Below are 18,494 nucleotides of genomic sequence, written 5' to 3'. Positions count from 1 at the left end.
GCCGGGATTCCGGCCGAAAGGACGAGTGGCAAATCGTTGACCCGTGCGCGGCGCCGCTCCTAATGTGGCCGGCGGAGATATCGAAGGAGCAGCGGATTCCGTCAGGATTCGTGTGAGCGACCGGGTGATAGGAGCCTGAGCTCGATGTGCGGAATAGCCGGGGTTTACGGACTCGACGACCCGGCCGGCCTGGACCCCGACGTCCTGACGGCCATGACCGACGCGCTGGTGCACCGGGGGCCAGACGCGCACGCCACCTGTGAGACCGGCGCGTTCACCGCCGGTTTCCGCCGCCTCTCACTGGTCGACCTGGCCGGCGGCGGACAGCCCCACAGCACCCCGGATTCCTCCGTGGTCTCGGTGTGCAACGGCGAGATATTCAACCACCGGAGCCTCCGGGAAGAACTCCGGAGAAAAGGCCACCGATTCCGGGGCGGATCGGACACGGAGGTCCTGGTCCACCTCTACGAGGAATACGGCACCGAACTCACCGACCACCTCGACGGGCAGTTCGCCTTCGCCCTCTACGACCGGCGCGAGGACCGTCTGGTGCTCGCCCGCGACCATTGCGGAGTTCTGCCGCTGTTCTACACCGTGGTGGCCGGGACCATCGTCTTCGCCTCGGAGATCAAGAGCATTCTCCGGCACCCGCTGGTGGCCCGCCGGGTCGACCTGCGCGGGCTCGACCAGGTGCTCTCGCTGCCCGGGCTGGTGAGCCCCCGGACGATGTTCGAGGGCATCCGGTCGCTGCGCCCCGGTGAGCGGCTCGTCGCGGACCGCTCGGGCCACCGCACCGAGCGCTACTGGGACCTCGACTACCCGCTCTGGGACGACGACGCCCGCAGCCGGGACGCCGCCGCGCTCGCCGACCCGCGGGTGTTCGACGGCCACGCCGACCGGACCAGGGACCTGCTCGAAGCCGCCGTCCGCTCCCGCTCCGTCGCGGACGTCCCGGTCGGGACGTACCTCAGCGGCGGCCTGGACTCCAGCCTGATCGGCGCCCTCCTGGCCGCCGAACGCCCCGACCACCAGTGGCCCAGCTACGCGGTGACCTTCCCCGGCAGCAGCATCGACGAAGCCCGCTACCAGCGGCTGGTGGCCGGCAAGATCGGCACCCGGCACCACGAGGTCCCGGTCGACGCCGCGGACACCGCCGGCCTGCTCAGCGGCATGGTCCGGCACGCCGAGACCCCGGTGAAGGAGTCCTACAACGTCTGCTCGATGCTGCTGGCCCGCAAGGTCCGCGCCACCGGCACGGTCGCGGTGCTCAGCGGAGAGGGCGCCGACGAGCTGTTCGGCGGCTACCCCGGCTACCTGCTCGACGCCGGCGGCCCGGGCCGCGGGTCCGGCGACCTCCTGGAGGAGCAGCTCGAACGCGAGGCCGCCCACCGGATGTGGGGCCTGGACCTGCGCTACGAGAACGACCAGCTCCCCGCCCACGACCTGCGCCGCCAGCTCTACAGCGCCCCGCTCGCCGAGGAGTTCGACGGCTTCTCGGTCACCTCCCAGCGCCTGGTCGACCCGGAGCGCCTGATCGGGCGCCACCCCCTGCACCAGCGCTCCTACCTCGACTTCCACCTGCGCCTCGCCGACCACCTGCTCGGCGACCACGGCGACCGGATGGCCATGGCCAGCTCCGTCGAGATGCGCTTCCCGTTCCTGGCCAGGGACGTCGTCCGGCACGCGACCGCGGTCCCGCCGTCCCTGATGACGGCCGGCGGCCAGGAGAAGGCGGTGCTGCGCCGCGCGGCCGAGGGCCTCGTCCCGCCCGAGGTGCTGAACCGCCGCAAGTTCGGCTTCCGCAGCCAGACCAGCACCGAACTGCTGCTGGCCGGCGACGAGTGGTTCAACGACCTGCTCTCACCCGCGACCGTACGCCGGCAGGGCTACTTCGACCCGGACGTCGTCGCCGAGCTGATCCGCCGGCAGACCTCCGGCGCCCGCACCGTGCACCCGCACCTGGACACGGACTACCTGCTCGTCATCGCGACCTTCGCGATCTTCCTGGAGGAGTTCGGCCTGCCGTGCCTGGGATGACCCGAGAACGCGTCACCACACCCCCGCCGGGCGCCGTACGGCCGCGGGCGGCCGACGCCCCCGCGCGCCCCGGCGAGCCCGGCGCCCGCCGACCGCTGATCGGCGTGATCGGCGGCATGGGCCCGCTGGCCTCCACCGAACTGCTCAACACGGTGTACGGCCTCGAACCGCCCGAGCGCGAGCAGCTCGCCGCGCGGATCCTGCTCTGGTCCGACCCGGCCGTGGCCGACCGGACCACGGCCATCCAGTCCGGCACGGTCGACCTCGTGCGCGCGGCACTGGAGGACTCGGTCGACCGGCTGCTCACCGCCGGCGCCGACGTCGTCGTGGTGGCCTGCATCACCGCACACCCCGCGATCCGGCTGCTGCCGGAGCGGCTGCGCTCCCGCTGCGTCTCCCTGGTGGACCTGGTCTTCGAGCAGCTCGCCGAACGCCCCGGCCGCCACCTGGTGCTGTGCACCCGGGGCAGCGTCCTCGCCGGCGTCTTCACCGACCACGAGCGCTGGCCCGAGTTCGCGCACCGCCTGGTCCTGCCCGACGAGGAGGACCAGGAGCGGCTGCACCGCCACGTCTACCGGCTCAAGCGCAACGGCGACCGGCTCGCGACGATCGACTTCGTCCGCGCGCTGCTGCCCAAGTACCGGGCCACCGCGTTCGTCGCCGGCTGCACCGAACTGCACCTGGTGACCAGGGCGATCGAGGCCCGCGGCCTGACCCGGCACCTGCCCAGCATCGACCCGATGACCGTCATCGCACAGCGAATGAGGGATGGATCCATATGACAACGCCGACGGTTCTGGGGCGGTGGGCGGACAGCCTGGCCCGCGACGGCTCCCGCTGCGCCGTGAAGTCCGGTGCCGGAGAGGTGAGTTACCGGGAGCTCGCGGGCCGGGTGGCCGGCTACCAGGCAGCCTTCGAGGCGATCGGACGGCCGGCGGACCCGGTCCTGCTCTCCTGCGCCGAGCCGGTGGAGGTGATCGCGGCCGTCCTCGGCTGCATGGCCGCCGGCCGTACCTTCGCACCGGTCGACCCCCGGCTGCCCGCCGCCGTCCTGGACGGGGTGCTCGACGCGCTCCGCCCGGGCGCGGTCGTCGCCGACGCGGCGGGCCGGGAGGCGCTCGCCGGGCGCGAACTGCCTGACGGCGCCCGGCTGGTGATCCCGGAGACGGTGGAGTCCGGAGCGTGGTCCGCCGAGGCCTGGCAGCGGGCCGCCCCGGAGGACCGCGGCTACGTCTACTTCACCTCGGGCACGACCGGGCGCCCGAAGGGCATCCGCGGCAGCCTCCGGGCCGTCCACCACTTCGTCGACTGGGAGATCGCCGAGTTCGGGATCGGCGAGGGCACCAAGGTGTCCCAGCTGACCTCCCCGGGCTTCGACGCGTTCCTGCGCGACGCCTTCACCCCGCTGTGCGCGGGCGGCACCGTCTGCGTGAACCCGGCCGCCGGGGCGCCGGTCGGCGAGGGCCTGGCGCGCTGGCTCACCGAGAACGAGGTCGAGGTCCTGCACTGCGTGCCGACCCTCTTCCGCACGCTGCGCTCCGCCGCGCTGACCCCCGCCTCCTTCCCCGCCCTGCGCGCCGTACTGCTCGCCGGCGAGCAGCTGCACCCCGCGGACGTCGCGTGGTGGCGCGGCCTGTTCGGCGACGGCAAGGAACTGGTCAACCTGTACGGGCCGTCCGAGACGACCATGACCAAGCTGTACCACCGGACGACGGCCGAGGACGCCCAGGCCCGGCTGGTGCCGGTCGGCCGGCCGCTGCCGGGCGTGGCGGTCCGGGTGCTGACCGGGCCCGGGGACGCGCCGGACGCGCTCGGCGAGGTGGAGCTGGAGGTCCCGTTCCCGCTGCTCGGCTACCTCGGCGAGGAGGAGTGGCGCGGCACGGCCGGCAGCTACCGCACCGGCGACCTCGGCAGGTTCCGCCCGGACGGGGCGCTGGAGCTGTACGGCCGTCGCGACCAGCAGGTCAAGGTCCACGGCGTGCGGATCGACCTCGGCGAGGTCGAGAACGCCCTGCGCGGCCACCCCGGGGTGACGGACGTCTGCGCGGCGGCGGTCACCGAGGACGGGTCGACCGCCCTGGTCGCCTACGTGGTGGCCCCGGACGTCGACGACGCCGAGCTGCGCGCGCACGCCGCGCGGCGGCTCGCACCCGGCCTGGTGCCCTCGGTGTTCGTCCGGATGGCGGCGATCCCCCGGACGCTCAACGGCAAGGTGGAGCGCCGCTCCCTGCCGAAGGTCGCGCTGCAGAGGACGGCGGAGGCCACCCAGCCGCCGCAGGGGCCCGAGGAGACCCGGATCGCCGCGATCTGGACCGAGATCCTCGGCCTGGCGGGCGTCAACCGCGACGACGACTTCACCCTGCTCGGCGGCGACTCCCTGGCGATCGCCCGGCTGATGGACCGGGTCCGCTACGAGTACCAGGTCGACCTCCCGCTGCGGGCGTTCCTCCTGGACCCGACCGTCGCCGGGCTCGCCTCGGCCGTGACGGACCGCCTGGTCGGGAGCGGATCGTGAACGCTCCCGCGAACACTTCCGCTACGGCCTCGCCCGTGCACGCTCCCGCGAGCGGTTCCGCCGCAGCGCCGCCCCCGAACGCTTCTGCCGCAGCGCCGCCCGCGAACACTTCCGCGACGGCGCCGCCCGCGAACGCTTCCGCCGCGGCTCCGCCCGCGAACGCCGTGCTCCGGGCCCGGCTGACCGGGGAGCCGGACGTCACCGCGCTGTCGGCGGCCGTCGAGGCCCTGGTGGCCGCGCGTCCCGGGCTCGCCGGGTCGGGGGAGCGCCCGGGCCGGGTCCGGCTGAGGGTCATCGACCTCTCGCGGTCCGCCGGGGAGCAGCAGCGGCGGGTCCTCGCCGAGCTGGCGGCCGACGAGGCCGCCCGGCCGCTCGGCGCCGCCGGCCGCCCCCGGCTGCGGGCCTGTCTCGCCGGGCTCGGCGTCGGCTCGTACGAACTCCTGCTCACGGTGGACGGGGAGCGGGCCGACGCCCGGTCGGTCGCCGGGCTGACCCGGGACCTCGGCGCCGCCTACCGCGCGCGGATCGCGGACGCCCCGGCGCCCGCGACCGGACCCCTGCCGGGCGCCTGGTTCCCCGGCGAGCGGGCGTCCCGCGCACTGCCGGGCGAGCCCGGGAAGTCCGAGGAGCCCGGCGACGCGGCGGACCGGCTGCTCGCCGCCTTCGCGGCGGTGCTCGGCCGGTACGCCGGGACGTCGGAGGCCGTGCTGACCGTGCCCGACGAAACGCTGACCACGCCGGACGGGACGGCGCCCGTGCCCGCCGGGACGGCGCCCGTGTCCGCCGGAACGCCAACCGCGCCCGACGAGGCGGCCACCCCGCCCGACGGCCCGGCGCGGCGGGTGATCCGGCTGGACCTCTCCGCCGCCCTGACGCCGGCTCGCCTCGCCGCCCTGGTGCGGACGGCCCCGGAGGCGGGTGCCGAGGCCGCGTCCTTCCCGATCCGCGCGGAGTTCGCCGGGCCGCACCTCCCGGCCGCGACCCTGGACCTGCCGGGCGTCGCGGCCGAGCTGACCGTCGACTGCCCGCCCGACCCGGAGGGCCGGCTGACCCTGGCCCTGACCGGGCCGGCGGAGTTCACCGTCGTCCTCACCGGCGCGCTGCCGGGCCTGGTGACGGCCGAGGGCTTCGCCGACCACCTCGTCCGGGCGCTGCGGTTCGGGCTGGACACCCCCGACCGGCCGCTGGCCGAGCTCGACCTCTCCGGCCGCCCCGCGCCGTACCCGGCACCCGCCCCCGCCACCACCCGGCCGTACCGCGACTACCTGGCCTTCCTGGACGAGGAGTTCGCGGCGCGGGTGAAGGACGCCCCCGGGGCGGTCGCGGTGCGCTCCGCGGAGGGCACGCTCGACTACGGCGGGCTCGACCGGTGGAGCAGCCGGACCGCCCACGCCCTGGCCGACCACGGCGTGGGCCCCGGGCAGGTGGTGGCGCTGCTGCTGAGCGGCGGTCCCGGGCAGATCGCGGCGGTCCTCGGCGCGATGCGCACCGGCGCGACCTTCAGCTGTCTGAACCCCGCCGACCCGGACGCCCGGCTGCGCGACATCCTGGCCGGCACCGGCGCGGTCTGCGTGCTCGCGGACGAGGCCGCCACCGCGGCGCACCCGGCGCTGCTCGGACCGGACGGCCGGTTCGCGGGCCTGCCGGTGCTCCGGCTGGAACCCGCCCCCGGGGACGAGCCACCGGGGGAGCGGGACACCTTCCCGGCCCCGCCGGTCGCCGACCACCCGCTGTGCATCGTGCACACCTCGGGCAGCACCGGGACGCCCAAGGGCATCGCGCTGTCGCGGGCCGCCTTCGCGCAGTTCGCCGAGTGGCAGCGCGAGCGGTTCGGCATCGGGCCCGGGAGCCGGGTCGCCCAGTGGGCGCCGCTCACCTACGACGCCGCCTACACCGAGATCTTCGCGGCGCTCACCGCCGGCGCCGCGCTCTGCCTGCCGCCGGACGCGGCCCGGCGCGATCCGGTCTCGGTGGTGCGCTGGCTGCGGCGGGAGCGGATCGGGCAGATCCAGACCGTGCCGTCGTTCTTCCGGCTGCTCACCGAGGCGCTGGACGCGCAGGGTGGCGAACTGCCGGACCTGCGGCACGTCCTGATCGCCGGTGAGGTGTTCCCGGTGGACCTGGCCGAGGCGTGGGCGCACCGGGCGGTGCGGCCGGGGCTGCACAACCTGTACGGGCCCACCGAGTGCATCCTGGCCACCCACCACGAGCTGCCCCCGGGCGGGTCGTTCCCGGCCGGGGTGCCGATCGGCGGGGCGATCCCGGGCCGGGAGGTGCTGGTCCTGGACGCCCTCGGCCGGCCGTGCCCGGCCGGGGTGCCCGGCGAGATCCATCTGCGCAGCGGCTTCCTGGCCGGCTCCTACCACCGCCGGCCCGTCGAGACGGCCTCGGCGTACCTGCCCGACCCCTGGCGGACCGGCCGGACCCTGTACCGCACCGGCGACCGCGGCTACTGGCGGGCGGACGGCACCCTGGCGTTCACCGGCCGGACCGGCAACCAGGTGAAGATCCGCGGGAATCGGGTCGAACTGGACGAGGTCGAGGCGGTGCTGGAGCAGCAGCCCGGGGTGCGGGAGGCCGCGGCCGCCGTGCGTACCACCGCCGCCGGCGACCCCTGCCTGGTGGGCTACGTGGTGGCGGACGCCGGGGTCACCGGGGAGGAACTGCGGCGGCTGGTCGCGGCCCGGCTGCCGGCCCCCGCGGTCCCCGACCTGATCGCGGTGCTGGCCGACCTGCCGCGCACCGCCACCAACAAACGTGATCGCGCGCGGCTGCCCTGGCCCCTGCCGGCACGCCGGAACGAACTGGAAGGTGAGAACTCATGACGAACGCCGAAGCGGCGATCGCGGTCCTGGCGGTGGAGGCCGGGGTCGGCCCGGACACCGTGCGGCTGGCCGCGTCGTTCAAGGTGGCGGCGGTGCTGACCGGCTCCGACGCGCTCGGCGACGAGGGTGCGAGCTGGCGCGAGCTGATCGCCCGGGTGGCCACCCCGCAGGGGCGGGCCGAGGCCGAGCGGGTCGGGAAGGAGGCCGGCGAGCAGGAGCACGTCGGCGCCGACCGTGCCGAGGGCTACGTCCGGGCGGTGCTGGAGCGGATGGCCGCCGCCCCGGACGAGGCGCACGACGCGCACGGCCTGGTCGCCGGGGAGGAACTGGCGGCCGCCCTCGCGGCCTCGGCCGGCCCGGTCCGGCCGCTGCCGGACCGCCGCTTCCACGAGCTGTTCGAGGAGCGGGTGCGCCGGCACCCCGACGCCGTCGCGGCGGTGCAGGGCGGGCGGAGCTGGACGTACGCGGAGCTGAACGGCCGCGCCAACCGGATCGCCCGGTCGCTGCGGGAGCGGGGGCTGGCCGACGAGGACGTGGTGGCCGTGGTGGCCGAGCGCTCGCTGGAGTGGATGGCCGCGGTGATCGCGATCTTCAAGGCGGGCGGCTGCTACCTCCCGCTGGACCCGTCCTTCCCGGCCGAGCGGATCGCCGTGGTACTGGAGCGCAGCGGCTGCCGCCGGGTGCTGGCGGACCCGGGGCTGGCCCAGCTCGACGAGGCGGTGCGGGGACGCGAGGTGACCGTCTCGCTGCTGACCGAGGAGCCGGCCGGCCCGGGCTCCGACGCCGAGCAGGACCTCGGACTGCCCGTCCGCGCCGACCAGTTGGCGTACATCTACTTCACCTCGGGCTCGACCGGTGAGCCCAAGGGCGCGATGTGCGAGCACGCGGGCTTCCTCAACCACCTCTACTCCAAGATCGAGGACCTGGGCGTCCGCGAGGGCGACGTCATCGCCCAGACCGCCCCGCAGTGCTTCGACATCTCGCTCTGGCAGCTGGTCTGCGCGCTGCTGGTGGGGGGCCGGACGGAGATCGTCGGTCAGGACACCGTCACCGACGTCCGCCGTTTCGTGGAGACCGTCACCCGGGCGGGCGTCCAGGTGGCCCAGCTGGTGCCCTCCTACCTCGACCTGGTGCTGGAGACGCTCCAGGGGGACAGCCTGGGCCTGCCGTCGGTGCGGGTCCTCGCGGTGACCGGCGAGGCGCTCAAGACCGAACTGGTGCACCGCTGGTTCGCCGCGTTCCCCGGCATCCCGCTGGTCAACTGCTACGGCACCACCGAGGTGTCGGACGACACCAACCACGGCGTGCTGCACGGCCCGCCGGCCGGCCGGTTCGTCCCGCTGGGCCCGCCGACCCGCAACGTCCGGGTGTACGTGGTGGACGAGCGGCTGCGGATGGTCCCGGACGGCGCGCCGGGGGAGATCGTCTTCGCCGGGGTCTGCGTCGGCCGGGGGTACGTCAACGACGCCGCCCGCACCGACGCCGCGTACCGGCCGGACCCGTACCACTCCGGCGAACGGCTCTACCACTCCGGCGACTTCGGCCGCAGGCTGCCCTCCGGCGAGTTCGAGTACCTCGGCCGCCGGGACTCGCAGGTGAAGGTGAGCGGCTTCCGGATCGAGATCGGCGAGATCGAGAACCGGCTGCTCCAGGTCCCCGGCGTGCGGGACGGCGCCGTGGTGATCGCCGGCTCGGCCGAGGACCCGCAGCTGGTCGGCTTCTACAGCGGCACCGCCGCCCCGGAGCCCGGGGCCGTGGACGGGGCCCTGGCCGCCGTCCTGCCGCACTACATGGTGCCGGGCCGACTGCACCGCCTCGACCGGCTGCCGCTCTCCCCGAACGGCAAGATCGACAAGAAGGCGCTGACCGCCGAGGCCAAGGCGCAGGGCGGCCGGCCGGCCGCCGACGGCGAGGTGGCGCTCCCCGAGACCGACACCGAGCGCCGGGTCGCCCGGCTCTGGGCCGAACTGCTCAACGTGCCGCTCGACCAGGTCGGCCGCGGCTCCCGCTTCGTCGAGCTCGGCGGCACCTCACTGGCCGCGATCCGGCTGGCCATCGCCCTGGACCGCGCGGTGACGGTCGGCGAGCTGAAGACCACCCCGACCGTGGCCGAGGTGGCCGGACTCCTCGACCGCAAGGCGGCCGGCCGGACCGCGGAGGCCCGGCGATGACCCCCGCCACCCGCACCGCACCCGCCCTGCGAATCCTGGAAGCCGCCCCCGGCCCGCGCTGGGCCGCCGAGCACCGCGCGGAGGTCCGCGCCGAGGTCGAGGCCTCCGGAGCCGTCCTGCTGCGCGGCTCGGGCGTCGCCTCGCCCGCCGACCTCGCGGCCGTCACCGCCTCGCTCGGGATCGAGCCGATGGCCGAACGGGAGGGGTTCGCACCCCGCGACCGGCACGGCGAGACGGTCTACTCGGCCTCGCACTGGCCCGCGGACGCCCCGATGTGCATGCACCACGAGCAGAGCTACGCCGCCGAGGTCCCCGGCCTGATGGTGTTCGGCTGCCTCACCGCCCCGGACCGCGGCGGCCGGACGATGCTCGCCGACTCCCAGCAGGTGCTGCGCGCCCTCCCGGCCGGCCTGGTCGAGCCGTTCCGCCGGGACGGCTGGCTGCTGCTGCGGTCGTACCAGGACGTCGGCGTGCCGTGGACCGACGCCTTCGGCACCGAGGACCGCGCCCTGGTCGACGCCTACTGCGCGGCCGAGGGCATCCGGCAGGAGTGGTTCGACGGAGGACTGCGCACCGCGCAGCGCCGGGCCGCCGTCGTCGCCCACCCCCGCACCGGCGTGCCCGGCTGGTTCAACCAGATCGCCTTCCTCAACGAACTGACCATGGACCCGGTGATCCGCGAGTACCTGCTCGACCAGTACGGGCCGACCGGCCTGCCGTTCACCACCGCCCACGGCGACACCACGCCGATCGACGCCGGCACCGTCGAGGCCGTCAACGCGGCCTACGACGCGGCGGCCTTCGGCGAGTCCTGGCGCGACGGCGACGTCCTGGTCGTCGACAACATCCGGATGGCGCACAGCCGGGAGCCGTACGAGGGCCCCCGGGAGGTCGCCGTCGTCCTCGGCGACCCGGTCCGCCTGCCCGACCATGTCCTGTCCGACCACGTGCTGCCCGACCACGTCCTGCCCGACCGCGTCGTGCCCGGCGGAGGGACCGGATGACCGCCGCCTCCTTCGCGCAGGAACGCGCCTGGCTGGCCAGCCGGTTCGCCGCCGACACCGCGCTCTACCACGTCACGGACCAGTGGCCGCTGCACGGGGACGTCTCCGAGGGGCAGATCCGGGCGGCCCTGGCCGCCGTGGTGGAGCGGCACGAGGCGCTGCGCACCGGGTTCCGGGTCGTGGACGGCGCGCTGCACGCGGTCGTCCGGGACGCCGTCGACCCCGACCTGGAGGTCCTCGACCTGTCCGGCCGCCCCGAGGAGGAGCGGCGGGCGGCGCGCGAGGCCCTCGCCGACCGGCTGAAGCACACCGCCTTCGACCTCTCCCGGGCACCGCTGTGGCGCGCCGGCCTGGTCCGGCTCGGCGCCGGGCGCTGGCGGCTGCTCTTCGTCGCCCACCACGCCGTCTGCGACGCCCCGTCACTGTTCAACCTGCACGCGGAGCTCACCGAGTTCTGCGCGGCGTTCGAGCAGGACCGGCCGCCGAGCGTCCCCCGGCTCCCCCTCTCCTACGGCGACTACGCGCGCCGGCAGCGCGAGCGGCTCGACGGCGCCGGAACCGCCGCGCTGGCCGGCTACTGGCGGAAGCAGCTCGCCGGGCTGCCACCCGCGCACGGACTGCCGCTGGACCGGCCGCGCCCGGCCCGGCGGTCCTTCGCCGGCGCGGAGCTGCGGACCGAGCTCCCGGCCGGCACGGCGCCCGCGCTCGCCCAGGCCGCCGGCCGGTACGGGGTCACGCCGTTCGAGCTGCTGCTCGCCGGGTACGCGGCCCTGGTCCACCGGCGCTCCGGCCGGGACGACATCGTCCTCGGGGTGCCGCTCTCCGGCCGGGACCGCCCCGAACTGCTGCCCCTCGTCGGCACCTTCGTGAACATGGTGGTGCTCCGGGTGGACGCCTCGGGCGACCCCTCGTACGCCGCGCTGGTCGACCGCGTCCGGGCGGTGTGGCGGGCGGCCCGCGACCACCAGGAGCTGCCGTTCCAGACCGTGGTCGAGCAGCTTGCCCCGCGGCGCGGCCCCGGCCTGCCACCGCTCTACCAGCTGGCGTTCAACGTCACGGCGGCCGAGGGCTTCGGGCCCCCGTCCACCGCAGCCGAGGACGACCTGCTGCTGGAGGTGTCCGGCGGCGCCGTCCGCGTCGAGTACAACACCGCCCTGTTCGGACCGGAGACCGCCGCGGGGCTGCTCGCCGACTACGCGGCGGTGCTCACGGCGGCCCTCGCCGACCCGGCGACACCGCTGTCCCGGCTCCCGGCCGGCCCCGGGCCCGCAGGCGGCGCCGAGCCGGTGCCGCCGCCCGGCCACGTCCCGCCGCGCACCGCCGCCGAGGAACTGGTGGCCCGCGCGTGGGCCGAGGTGCTCGGCGTCGACCGGGTCGGCGTCGAGGACGACTTCTTCGCCGTCGGCGGCCACTCGCTGCAGGCGCTGCGCCTGCTCGCCCGGCTGTCGGCCGACCACCGCGTCGAGACCACCGTCGACGCCTTCTTCTCGAACCCCACCGTCGCCCGGCTCGCCGCCGAACTGGAGCGGCACACCGCGACGCGCCGGGACGACCGGACCGACCCCGAAGGAGAGACATGGCAGTGACCGGCCGGATCGACGGCGTGCCCAGCGAGGTCTGGGACGAGGAGGTGCTGGCCCCGCAGTTCGGCTACGAGGCCGAAGCCCTGCTGCCGCACTACGTGTCCATCGAGAAGGTGCTGCTGCTGGAGTACCGCCGGATGGGCCTGGTCGACCAGGAGGGGACGGCCGCGATCACCGGGCGGCTCGACGAGCTGACCCCCGAGCTGATCCGGGCGGACCCGCGGGACAACATGTCGGACATCTTCTTCGCCATGGAACGCCACGTCGCCCGCGGCGGGACCACACCGTTCGCCGCCTGGCACGTGGACCGCAGCCGCAACGACTTCCAGGCCTGCGGCCAACTGCTCTCCAGCCGGGAGAACGTCCGCGCCCTCGCCGACGGCCTGATCGCCTTCGGACGCACCGTGGCGGCGCGCGCCGCCGAACTGCCGGACAGCCCGATGCCCGGCTACACCCACGCCCAGGCCGCGCAGACCGTCACCCCCGCCTTCTACCTCTCGGCGCTCTCCGAGGAGACCCTCGACGCGGCCCGCCGCCTGCTGGCCACCTACGACGGGATCGACCGCTCCCCGCTCGGCGCGGGCAGCATGGCCGGCCAGGAACTGCCCTGGGACCGCGAGCGGATGGCCGCACTGCTGGGCTTCCGGCAGCCCCAGCCGCACGCCCTGATGGCGGTGGCCTCCCGCTCCTGGGCCCTCGGGGTCGCGTCCGAGCTGTCGACCTTCGCCGTCCTCCTCAGCCGCTTCACCACCGACCTGATGACCTGGAGCGGCGCCGGGTTCGGCTTCGTGGACTTCCCCGACGACCTGGCCGGGATCTCGGCCGCGATGCCGCAGAAGCGCAACTTCCCGGTCCTGGAACGGATCCGCGGCCGCTGCTCGCACGTCGTCGGCTGCGCGGCCCAGCTCGCCTTCGCCCAGCACGGCACCCCGTACGCCAACAGCGTCGAGGTCTCCAAGGAGGCCGGCCGGCACCTCCGGGAGCAGTTCGCCGCGCTGCGCTCGGCCCTGCGGCTGGCCCACACCGCGCTCGCCACCGCCACCTTCCGGACCGACCGGATGCGCGAGGCCTGCGAGGGGGACTTCCTCGGCGCCTTCACCCTCGCGAACCGGCTGACCCTGGAGGCCGGCGTCCCCTGGCGGACGGCGCAGGTGATCGCCGGGGCGTACGTCCGGGCCGCCATCGCCAAGGGCCTGACCGCGGCCACCCCCGACGGCCCGCTGCTCGCGGCGGTCGCCGAGGAGCACGGCCACCGGGTGCCCGAGCCCGGCGCACTGCTGGCCGGCTCCCTCGACGCGGACCGGGCCGTCCGGGTCAAGCGGTCCACGGGGTCGACGCACCCCGACGCCGTCCGGGCCATGCTCGCCGCGCAGGACCGCGGCTACCGGGAGGTGGCCGGGCAGTGGCGGCTGCGCGCCGAGACGGCGAGCGCCGCCGCGGCCCGCGTGGACGCCCTGCTCGCCGACGCCTCCACCGACGGCCCGACCAACGCGTCCACCGAGGGCCCCACCCAAGCGGGCACCCCGTGACCGGCCCCAGCCTGATCACCCGCCGCCCGGGCGCCGACCTGCGCAGCGGCCGGGCCGACGGCCCCGGCACCTTCGGCGAACTGCTCCAGGGGCGGCTGCCCGACGGCACCGACTTCCTCGTCACCCTGCCGATCACGCTCCGCTCCCGGGCCTGGTTCCGCTTCGACCCGGCCGGCCCGCTGCGGGTCTTCCCCGCCCACAAGACCAAGTCCCTGCGGCTGGCCGAGGCCATGCTGACGGCCCACCAGCCCGGTGGCGGCGGCACCCTGATCCTGGACAGCGACCTGCTGATCGGCAAGGGCCTGGCCAGCTCCTCGGCCGACCTGGTCGCCACCGCCCGCGCGGTCGGCGGCGCGCTCGGCCTGGACACCGGCCCGACGGCGGTCGAGCACTGGCTGCGCCCGATCGAGCCGACCGACGGGGTGATGCACCCGGGCGTCGTCGTCTTCGAGCACCGCGAGGTACGGCTGCGCGAGGCCCTCGGCGACCTGGCGCCGGCCACCGTGGTGGCGGTGGACGAGGGCGGCCACCTGGACACCGTCACCTTCAACAAGCGCCCCAAGCGCTACTCGCCGGCCGACACCGCCGAGTTCACCGGACTGCTGGCCGACCTGACCGCCGCCGTACGCGCCGGGGACCTCTCCGCCGTGGGCCGGGTGACCACCCGCAGCGCGGTGCTCAACCAGCGGTTCGCCCCCAAGCGGCACCTGGACGCGATGCTCGCCATCGCGGGGCGGACCGGGGCGCTCGGCGTGGTGTGCGCGCACAGCGGCACCATGCTGGGCCTGCTGTTCGACGACGCGGACCCGGACCGCGCCCGCAAGGTGGCCGAGGCGCACGCGGCCTGCGAGGCCCTCGGCGACGACACCTTGCTGTTCCGGACCCTCACCCAGCCCTCCCAGTAGGGACGACTTCCAGCAGGGACAACCCCAGCAGGGCACTCCCAGCAGGGGCACTTCCCCAACCTCCCAAGGACGGACGGACATGCGGCAGGAATCGGTCATCGACGGCATCGGCCACACCCCGGCGGTGCGGCTGCGGGTGGACGCCCCCGAAGGCGTCGAGGTCTTCGCCAAACTGGAGATGCAGAACCTCTTCGCGATGAAGGACCGGGTGGCCCGGCAGGTCATCCTCGACGCCCGGCGCACCGGCGCGCTGGCCGAGGGCGCGCCGATCGTGGAGAGCTCCTCGGGCACGATGGCGCTCGGGGTCGCCCTGGTCGGCACCTACCTCGGCCACCCGGTGCACATCGTCACCGACCCGCGCATCGACCCCATCACCCTGGCCAAGCTGCGCACCCTGGGCTGCGAGGTCCACGTCGTGGCGGCGATGACCGGGCAGGGGTGGCAGAGCGCCCGGCTGGAGCGGCTGGCCGAGCTGATGGCCGGCCTGCCCGGCGCGTTCTGGCCGCAGCAGTACAGCAACCCGCAGAACCCCGCCGCGTACCGCAGCCTGGCCGGCGAACTGGTCGCGGACCTGGGCTCGGTGGACGTCGTGGTCGGGGCGGTGGGCAGCGGCGGCTCGCTCTGCGGGACGTCGAGGGCGCTGCTGGAACGCCTGCCGGACGTCTCGGTGGTGGGCGTGGACTGCGTGGGCAGCGTGCTCTTCGGCCAGCCGGACCGCCCGACCCGCAAGCAGAGCGGACTCGGCAACAGCCTCATCCCGGAGAACATCGACTACCGCCTCTTCGACGAGGTGCACTGGCTGTCCGACGACGAGGCCTTCGACGCCACCCGCCGGCTGGCCCGGGAACAGAAGATCTTCGGCGGCAACACCTCCGGTTCGGTCTACCGGATCCTCACCCACCTCGCCGCCCGCGCCGAGCCCGGCACCCGGCTGGTCGGGATCATGCCGGACCGCGGCGACCGCTACGTGGACACCGTCTACGCCGAGGCCGACGCCGACGCCTCCGAAGCCGGCGCCTCCGCAGCCGGTGCCGTCGCGACGGCCCCGGAGGAGGTGGAGTACGGCGCCACCGTCTCCAGCTGGTCCTTCGCCCGGATACCCCGCCGGGACCGGCGGCTGCTGCTCTTCATCGAGTCCAACACCACCGGCACCGGGATGATCGCGCTGCGCACCGCCGTCCGGCTGGCCCTGGAGCCGGTGCTGTTCACCAAGGACGCGGCGCGCTACCCGGACCTGGCCGACACCGGCTGCCGGGTCGTGGTCTGCGACACCGACGACGAGGCCGCGCTGACCGCGGCCATCGCCGGGGTGAGCGCCGGGCGCCGGGTGGCGGGCGTCACGACGACCAGCGAGTTCTACCTGGAGCACACCGCGCGGGCGGCCGCCGCCCTGGGCACGCCCGGCAACCCGCCGGAGGCGATGACCCGCTGCCGGAACAAGGCGCTGACCCGCACCGCCCTGCACGAGGCCGGGGTGACCCAGCCCCGGTTCGCGGTCGTCACGGACCCGGACGCGGTCGCGGCCGCCGTCGCCGAGGTGGGGCTGCCCTGTGTGGTCAAGCCGGTCGGGGAGTCCGGCTCGCAGTCCGTGCTGTGGTGCGAGGACGCCGGGACGGCCGTCGGGCACGCCACCGACCTGCTCGCCGTCACCCACAACGTGCGCGGCCAGCGGACCCCGGGCGCGGTGCTGGTCGAACAGTACCTGGAGGGGCCCGAGTTCAGCGCGGAGCTGTTCGGCGTGGACGGCGAGGCCCGGTGCGTCGGCGTCACCCAGCGCACCGTCAGCCCGCTGCCGCACTTCGTCGAGACCGGCCACCTCTTCCCGGCCGACATCGAGGACGCGCTGGCCGAACGGATCGCCGACACCGCCCGGCAGGCGCTCAAGGCCGTCGGCTTCGAGCGCGGCCCGGCCCACGTCGAGCTGAGGCTGACCGCCGACGGCCCGGCCGTCATCGAGATCAACGGACGGCTGGCCGGCGGCATGATCCCCGAGCTGATCCGCCCGGCCACCGGGATCGACCTGCTGGAGCAGCAGATCCGCGCCGCCGCCGGCCTGCCGCTGAACCTGTCGGCCGAGCAGGACCGCCGGGCCGGCCTGCGGTTCCTGACCGCGCCGCGGCCGGGCCGGCTGACCGCCGTGACCGGGGTCGAGGCGGCCGAGCGGGTGCCGGGCGTGGAGCGGGTCCTGGTGAGCGGGACGCCGGGGCGCGAGGTCCGGCCGCCGCGGAGCGCCTACGACCGGCTGGGCCACGTCATCGCCGTCGGATCGACGCCGCAGGAGGTCGGACGGGCGCTGGCCGAGGCGGCCGGACTGATCGAGGTCGGCGTCCAGGAGGGGTGAGGGACCGTCACGCCCCGCCCGGGGTAGGGAGGTCGACGGCGTGCCCGCGGAGCTCGGCCGCGATCCGGCCGAGCATCACGTCCATCTCCTCCCGGAGGAAGAAGTGGTCCCCGGGGTGGACCCGGAGGGCGAAGGACGCCGAGGTGTGGTCGGCCCAGCCGGCGGAGAGCTCGGCCCGGACGACCTGGTCGTCCTGGCCGGCGAACGCCGTGATGGGACAGGAGATCCGGCTCCCGGCCGGCGCGTGCCACTGTTCGAGCAGGGTCAGGTCCGCCCGGATCACCGGCAGCATGAACTCCATCAGTTCGGCGTTGGCGAGGATCTCGGGCGGCGTGCCGCCCATCGCGGACAGCTCCGCCGTCAGCGCGGCGTCCGGCAGGCCGTGCAGCGGCTTCGGCTCGGCGGCCGAGGCCGGCAGGGATCCGGAGACGAAGAGCCGGGCCGGCGGGGTGGCCCCGGGCCGCCGCTCCAGCTCCTCGGCCACCGCGTACGCGATCTTGGCGCCCATGCTGTGGCCGAGGATCGCGTAGGGTCCGCGCTCCTCCCGGAGGACCTCCTCGCACAGCGCGTCCACCATTGCGGCCATGCCGGTCACCAGGGGGTCGCGCAACCGGGTCCCGTGGCCGGGCAGTTCGACCGGGACGACCTCGACGTCGAGCCGCCGGGCCGGCTCGGTCCACGTACGGAAGAAGTGCGACGACCCGCCGGCGAAGGGCAGGCAGTAGACGCGGGGCAGCCCCGTCGTCCCCTTGGTCCACGGCAGCCAGCGGGCGGCGCCGTCCTGGTTCGGTCGTGACATCAGATGACACCGTTCTGGTGGGCGAACACGGCGGCCTGCAGGCGGTCCCTGAGCCCGAGTTTCCTGAGCAGCTGGGAGATGTGGAACTTGACCGTCGACTGCACGATGCAGAGCCGCTTGGAGATCTCGGCGTTGGACATCCCGTTCGCCAGCAGCGCCAGGATCTCGCGCTCGCGGTAGGTGAGGAGGTTGAGGCTGAGCGCGGGGAACAGGGCGGGCTGCTTGTCGCGGACCCAGCCCAGGAGCAGCGCCGCGATGTCGGGGGAGAGGAAGGAGTGGCCGGTGGCCGTGGCTCTTATCGCCTGGGGGAAGTCCTCCACCATGGTGTTCCGGGTGACGATCCCGGTGGCGCCGGCCAGGATGGACTCCAGGACGGCGTCGTCCTCGGGGGGTGCCATCAGCAGCGTGCGGGGGGACTCCTGGTCGGGCCCCAGGAGGTCGCGGACGAGGTCGATGCCCGTCATGTCCGCGAGTTCGAAGTCGGTGACGACGACGGCGGGGTTGAGCTCCCGGGCCAGCTCGCTGGCGGTGCTCCCGGCCGAGGTCTCGCCGACCACCCGGATGTCCGGCTCGGCCACGAGGGCCGAGGAGAGCCCGCTGCGCATCAGCGGCTGGCCCACACATATCAGAATCGGTATTTCCATCGGTCTGTGACATCCCCCTCTACCGGAGTGGTCCGCCCAGCACCCCCGGTTCCCGCCGGTCCCGGCCCCGCGGTGGCGGGCCGTCGACCGGCCGGACGTATATCCGACCCCCGTCGGAGAGTGCTGCTCGGTTCGTACTGG

At 75.1% G+C, this 18,494-nt stretch carries 12 protein-coding genes; 10 read left to right on the top strand and 2 right to left on the bottom strand.

Annotated features, from left to right (window positions below):
• The first annotated feature begins 144 nt into the window (after positions 1 to 144).
• The 10 genes from asnB to ACYP53_RS19500 all read left to right on the top strand — a co-directional run bounded on the left by asnB (position 145) and on the right by ACYP53_RS19500 (position 16,910).
• A complete protein-coding gene (gene asnB, locus ACYP53_RS19545) occupies positions 145 to 2,037 on the top strand; it encodes an asparagine synthase (glutamine-hydrolyzing) (RefSeq protein WP_459648285.1) in 1,893 nt (630 codons plus the stop codon).
• On the top strand, positions 2,034 to 2,819 hold the full coding sequence (locus tag ACYP53_RS19540) for an aspartate/glutamate racemase family protein (RefSeq protein WP_189914215.1): 786 nt from the start codon (positions 2,034 to 2,036) through the stop codon (positions 2,817 to 2,819). The genes asnB and ACYP53_RS19540 overlap by 4 nt, the downstream gene beginning before the upstream one ends.
• Positions 2,816 to 4,552 (top strand): non-ribosomal peptide synthetase, encoded by a 1,737-nt coding sequence (locus ACYP53_RS19535; RefSeq protein ID WP_459648284.1) that lies wholly within the window; start codon positions 2,816 to 2,818, stop codon positions 4,550 to 4,552. The genes ACYP53_RS19540 and ACYP53_RS19535 overlap by 4 nt, the downstream gene beginning before the upstream one ends.
• Before the next feature lie 164 nt (positions 4,553 to 4,716).
• Positions 4,717 to 7,377, top strand: coding sequence for an amino acid adenylation domain-containing protein (locus tag ACYP53_RS19530; RefSeq protein ID WP_459648283.1), 2,661 nt, complete (start codon positions 4,717 to 4,719; stop codon positions 7,375 to 7,377).
• Positions 7,374 to 9,548, top strand: a complete 2,175-nt coding sequence (locus tag ACYP53_RS19525) for a non-ribosomal peptide synthetase (protein WP_459648282.1) — start codon at positions 7,374 to 7,376, stop codon at positions 9,546 to 9,548. The genes ACYP53_RS19530 and ACYP53_RS19525 overlap by 4 nt, the downstream gene beginning before the upstream one ends.
• Positions 9,545 to 10,552, top strand: coding sequence for a TauD/TfdA family dioxygenase (locus ACYP53_RS19520; protein WP_459648281.1), 1,008 nt, complete (start codon positions 9,545 to 9,547; stop codon positions 10,550 to 10,552). Before ACYP53_RS19525 ends, ACYP53_RS19520 begins: the two co-directional genes overlap by 4 nt.
• The gene (locus ACYP53_RS19515; RefSeq protein ID WP_459648280.1) at positions 10,549 to 12,138 is read left to right on the top strand and encodes a condensation domain-containing protein; all 1,590 of its coding nucleotides are present in this window, start codon (positions 10,549 to 10,551) and stop codon (positions 12,136 to 12,138) included. Before ACYP53_RS19520 ends, ACYP53_RS19515 begins: the two co-directional genes overlap by 4 nt.
• Positions 12,129 to 13,664 carry a lyase family protein gene (locus ACYP53_RS19510; RefSeq protein WP_459648279.1) on the top strand — a complete coding sequence of 512 codons (1,536 nt, stop codon included), beginning with the start codon at positions 12,129 to 12,131 and terminating at the stop codon, positions 13,662 to 13,664. The genes ACYP53_RS19515 and ACYP53_RS19510 overlap by 10 nt, the downstream gene beginning before the upstream one ends.
• Positions 13,661 to 14,569 carry a GHMP family kinase ATP-binding protein gene (locus ACYP53_RS19505; RefSeq protein ID WP_459648278.1) on the top strand — a complete coding sequence of 303 codons (909 nt, stop codon included), beginning with the start codon at positions 13,661 to 13,663 and terminating at the stop codon, positions 14,567 to 14,569. The genes ACYP53_RS19510 and ACYP53_RS19505 overlap by 4 nt, the downstream gene beginning before the upstream one ends.
• A gap of 79 nt (positions 14,570 to 14,648) precedes the next feature.
• A complete protein-coding gene (locus ACYP53_RS19500) occupies positions 14,649 to 16,910 on the top strand; it encodes a pyridoxal-phosphate dependent enzyme (protein ID WP_459648277.1) in 2,262 nt (753 codons plus the stop codon).
• Positions 16,911 to 16,917: 7 nt separating this feature from the next.
• Here ACYP53_RS19500 and ACYP53_RS19495 read toward each other — a convergent pair whose 3' ends face one another.
• Positions 16,918 to 17,709 carry a thioesterase II family protein gene (locus ACYP53_RS19495; RefSeq protein WP_459648276.1) on the bottom strand — a complete coding sequence of 264 codons (792 nt, stop codon included), beginning with the start codon at positions 17,707 to 17,709 and terminating at the stop codon, positions 16,918 to 16,920.
• Positions 17,709 to 18,353 (bottom strand): LuxR C-terminal-related transcriptional regulator, encoded by a 645-nt coding sequence (locus ACYP53_RS19490; protein WP_189914206.1) that lies wholly within the window; start codon positions 18,351 to 18,353, stop codon positions 17,709 to 17,711. The genes ACYP53_RS19495 and ACYP53_RS19490 overlap by 1 nt, the downstream gene beginning before the upstream one ends.
• Between the last annotated feature and the right edge of the window lie 141 nt (positions 18,354 to 18,494).

The organism is Kitasatospora sp. Ki12, from assembly GCF_054601375.1.
This window is presented reverse-complemented; position numbering and strand designations above follow the sequence as displayed.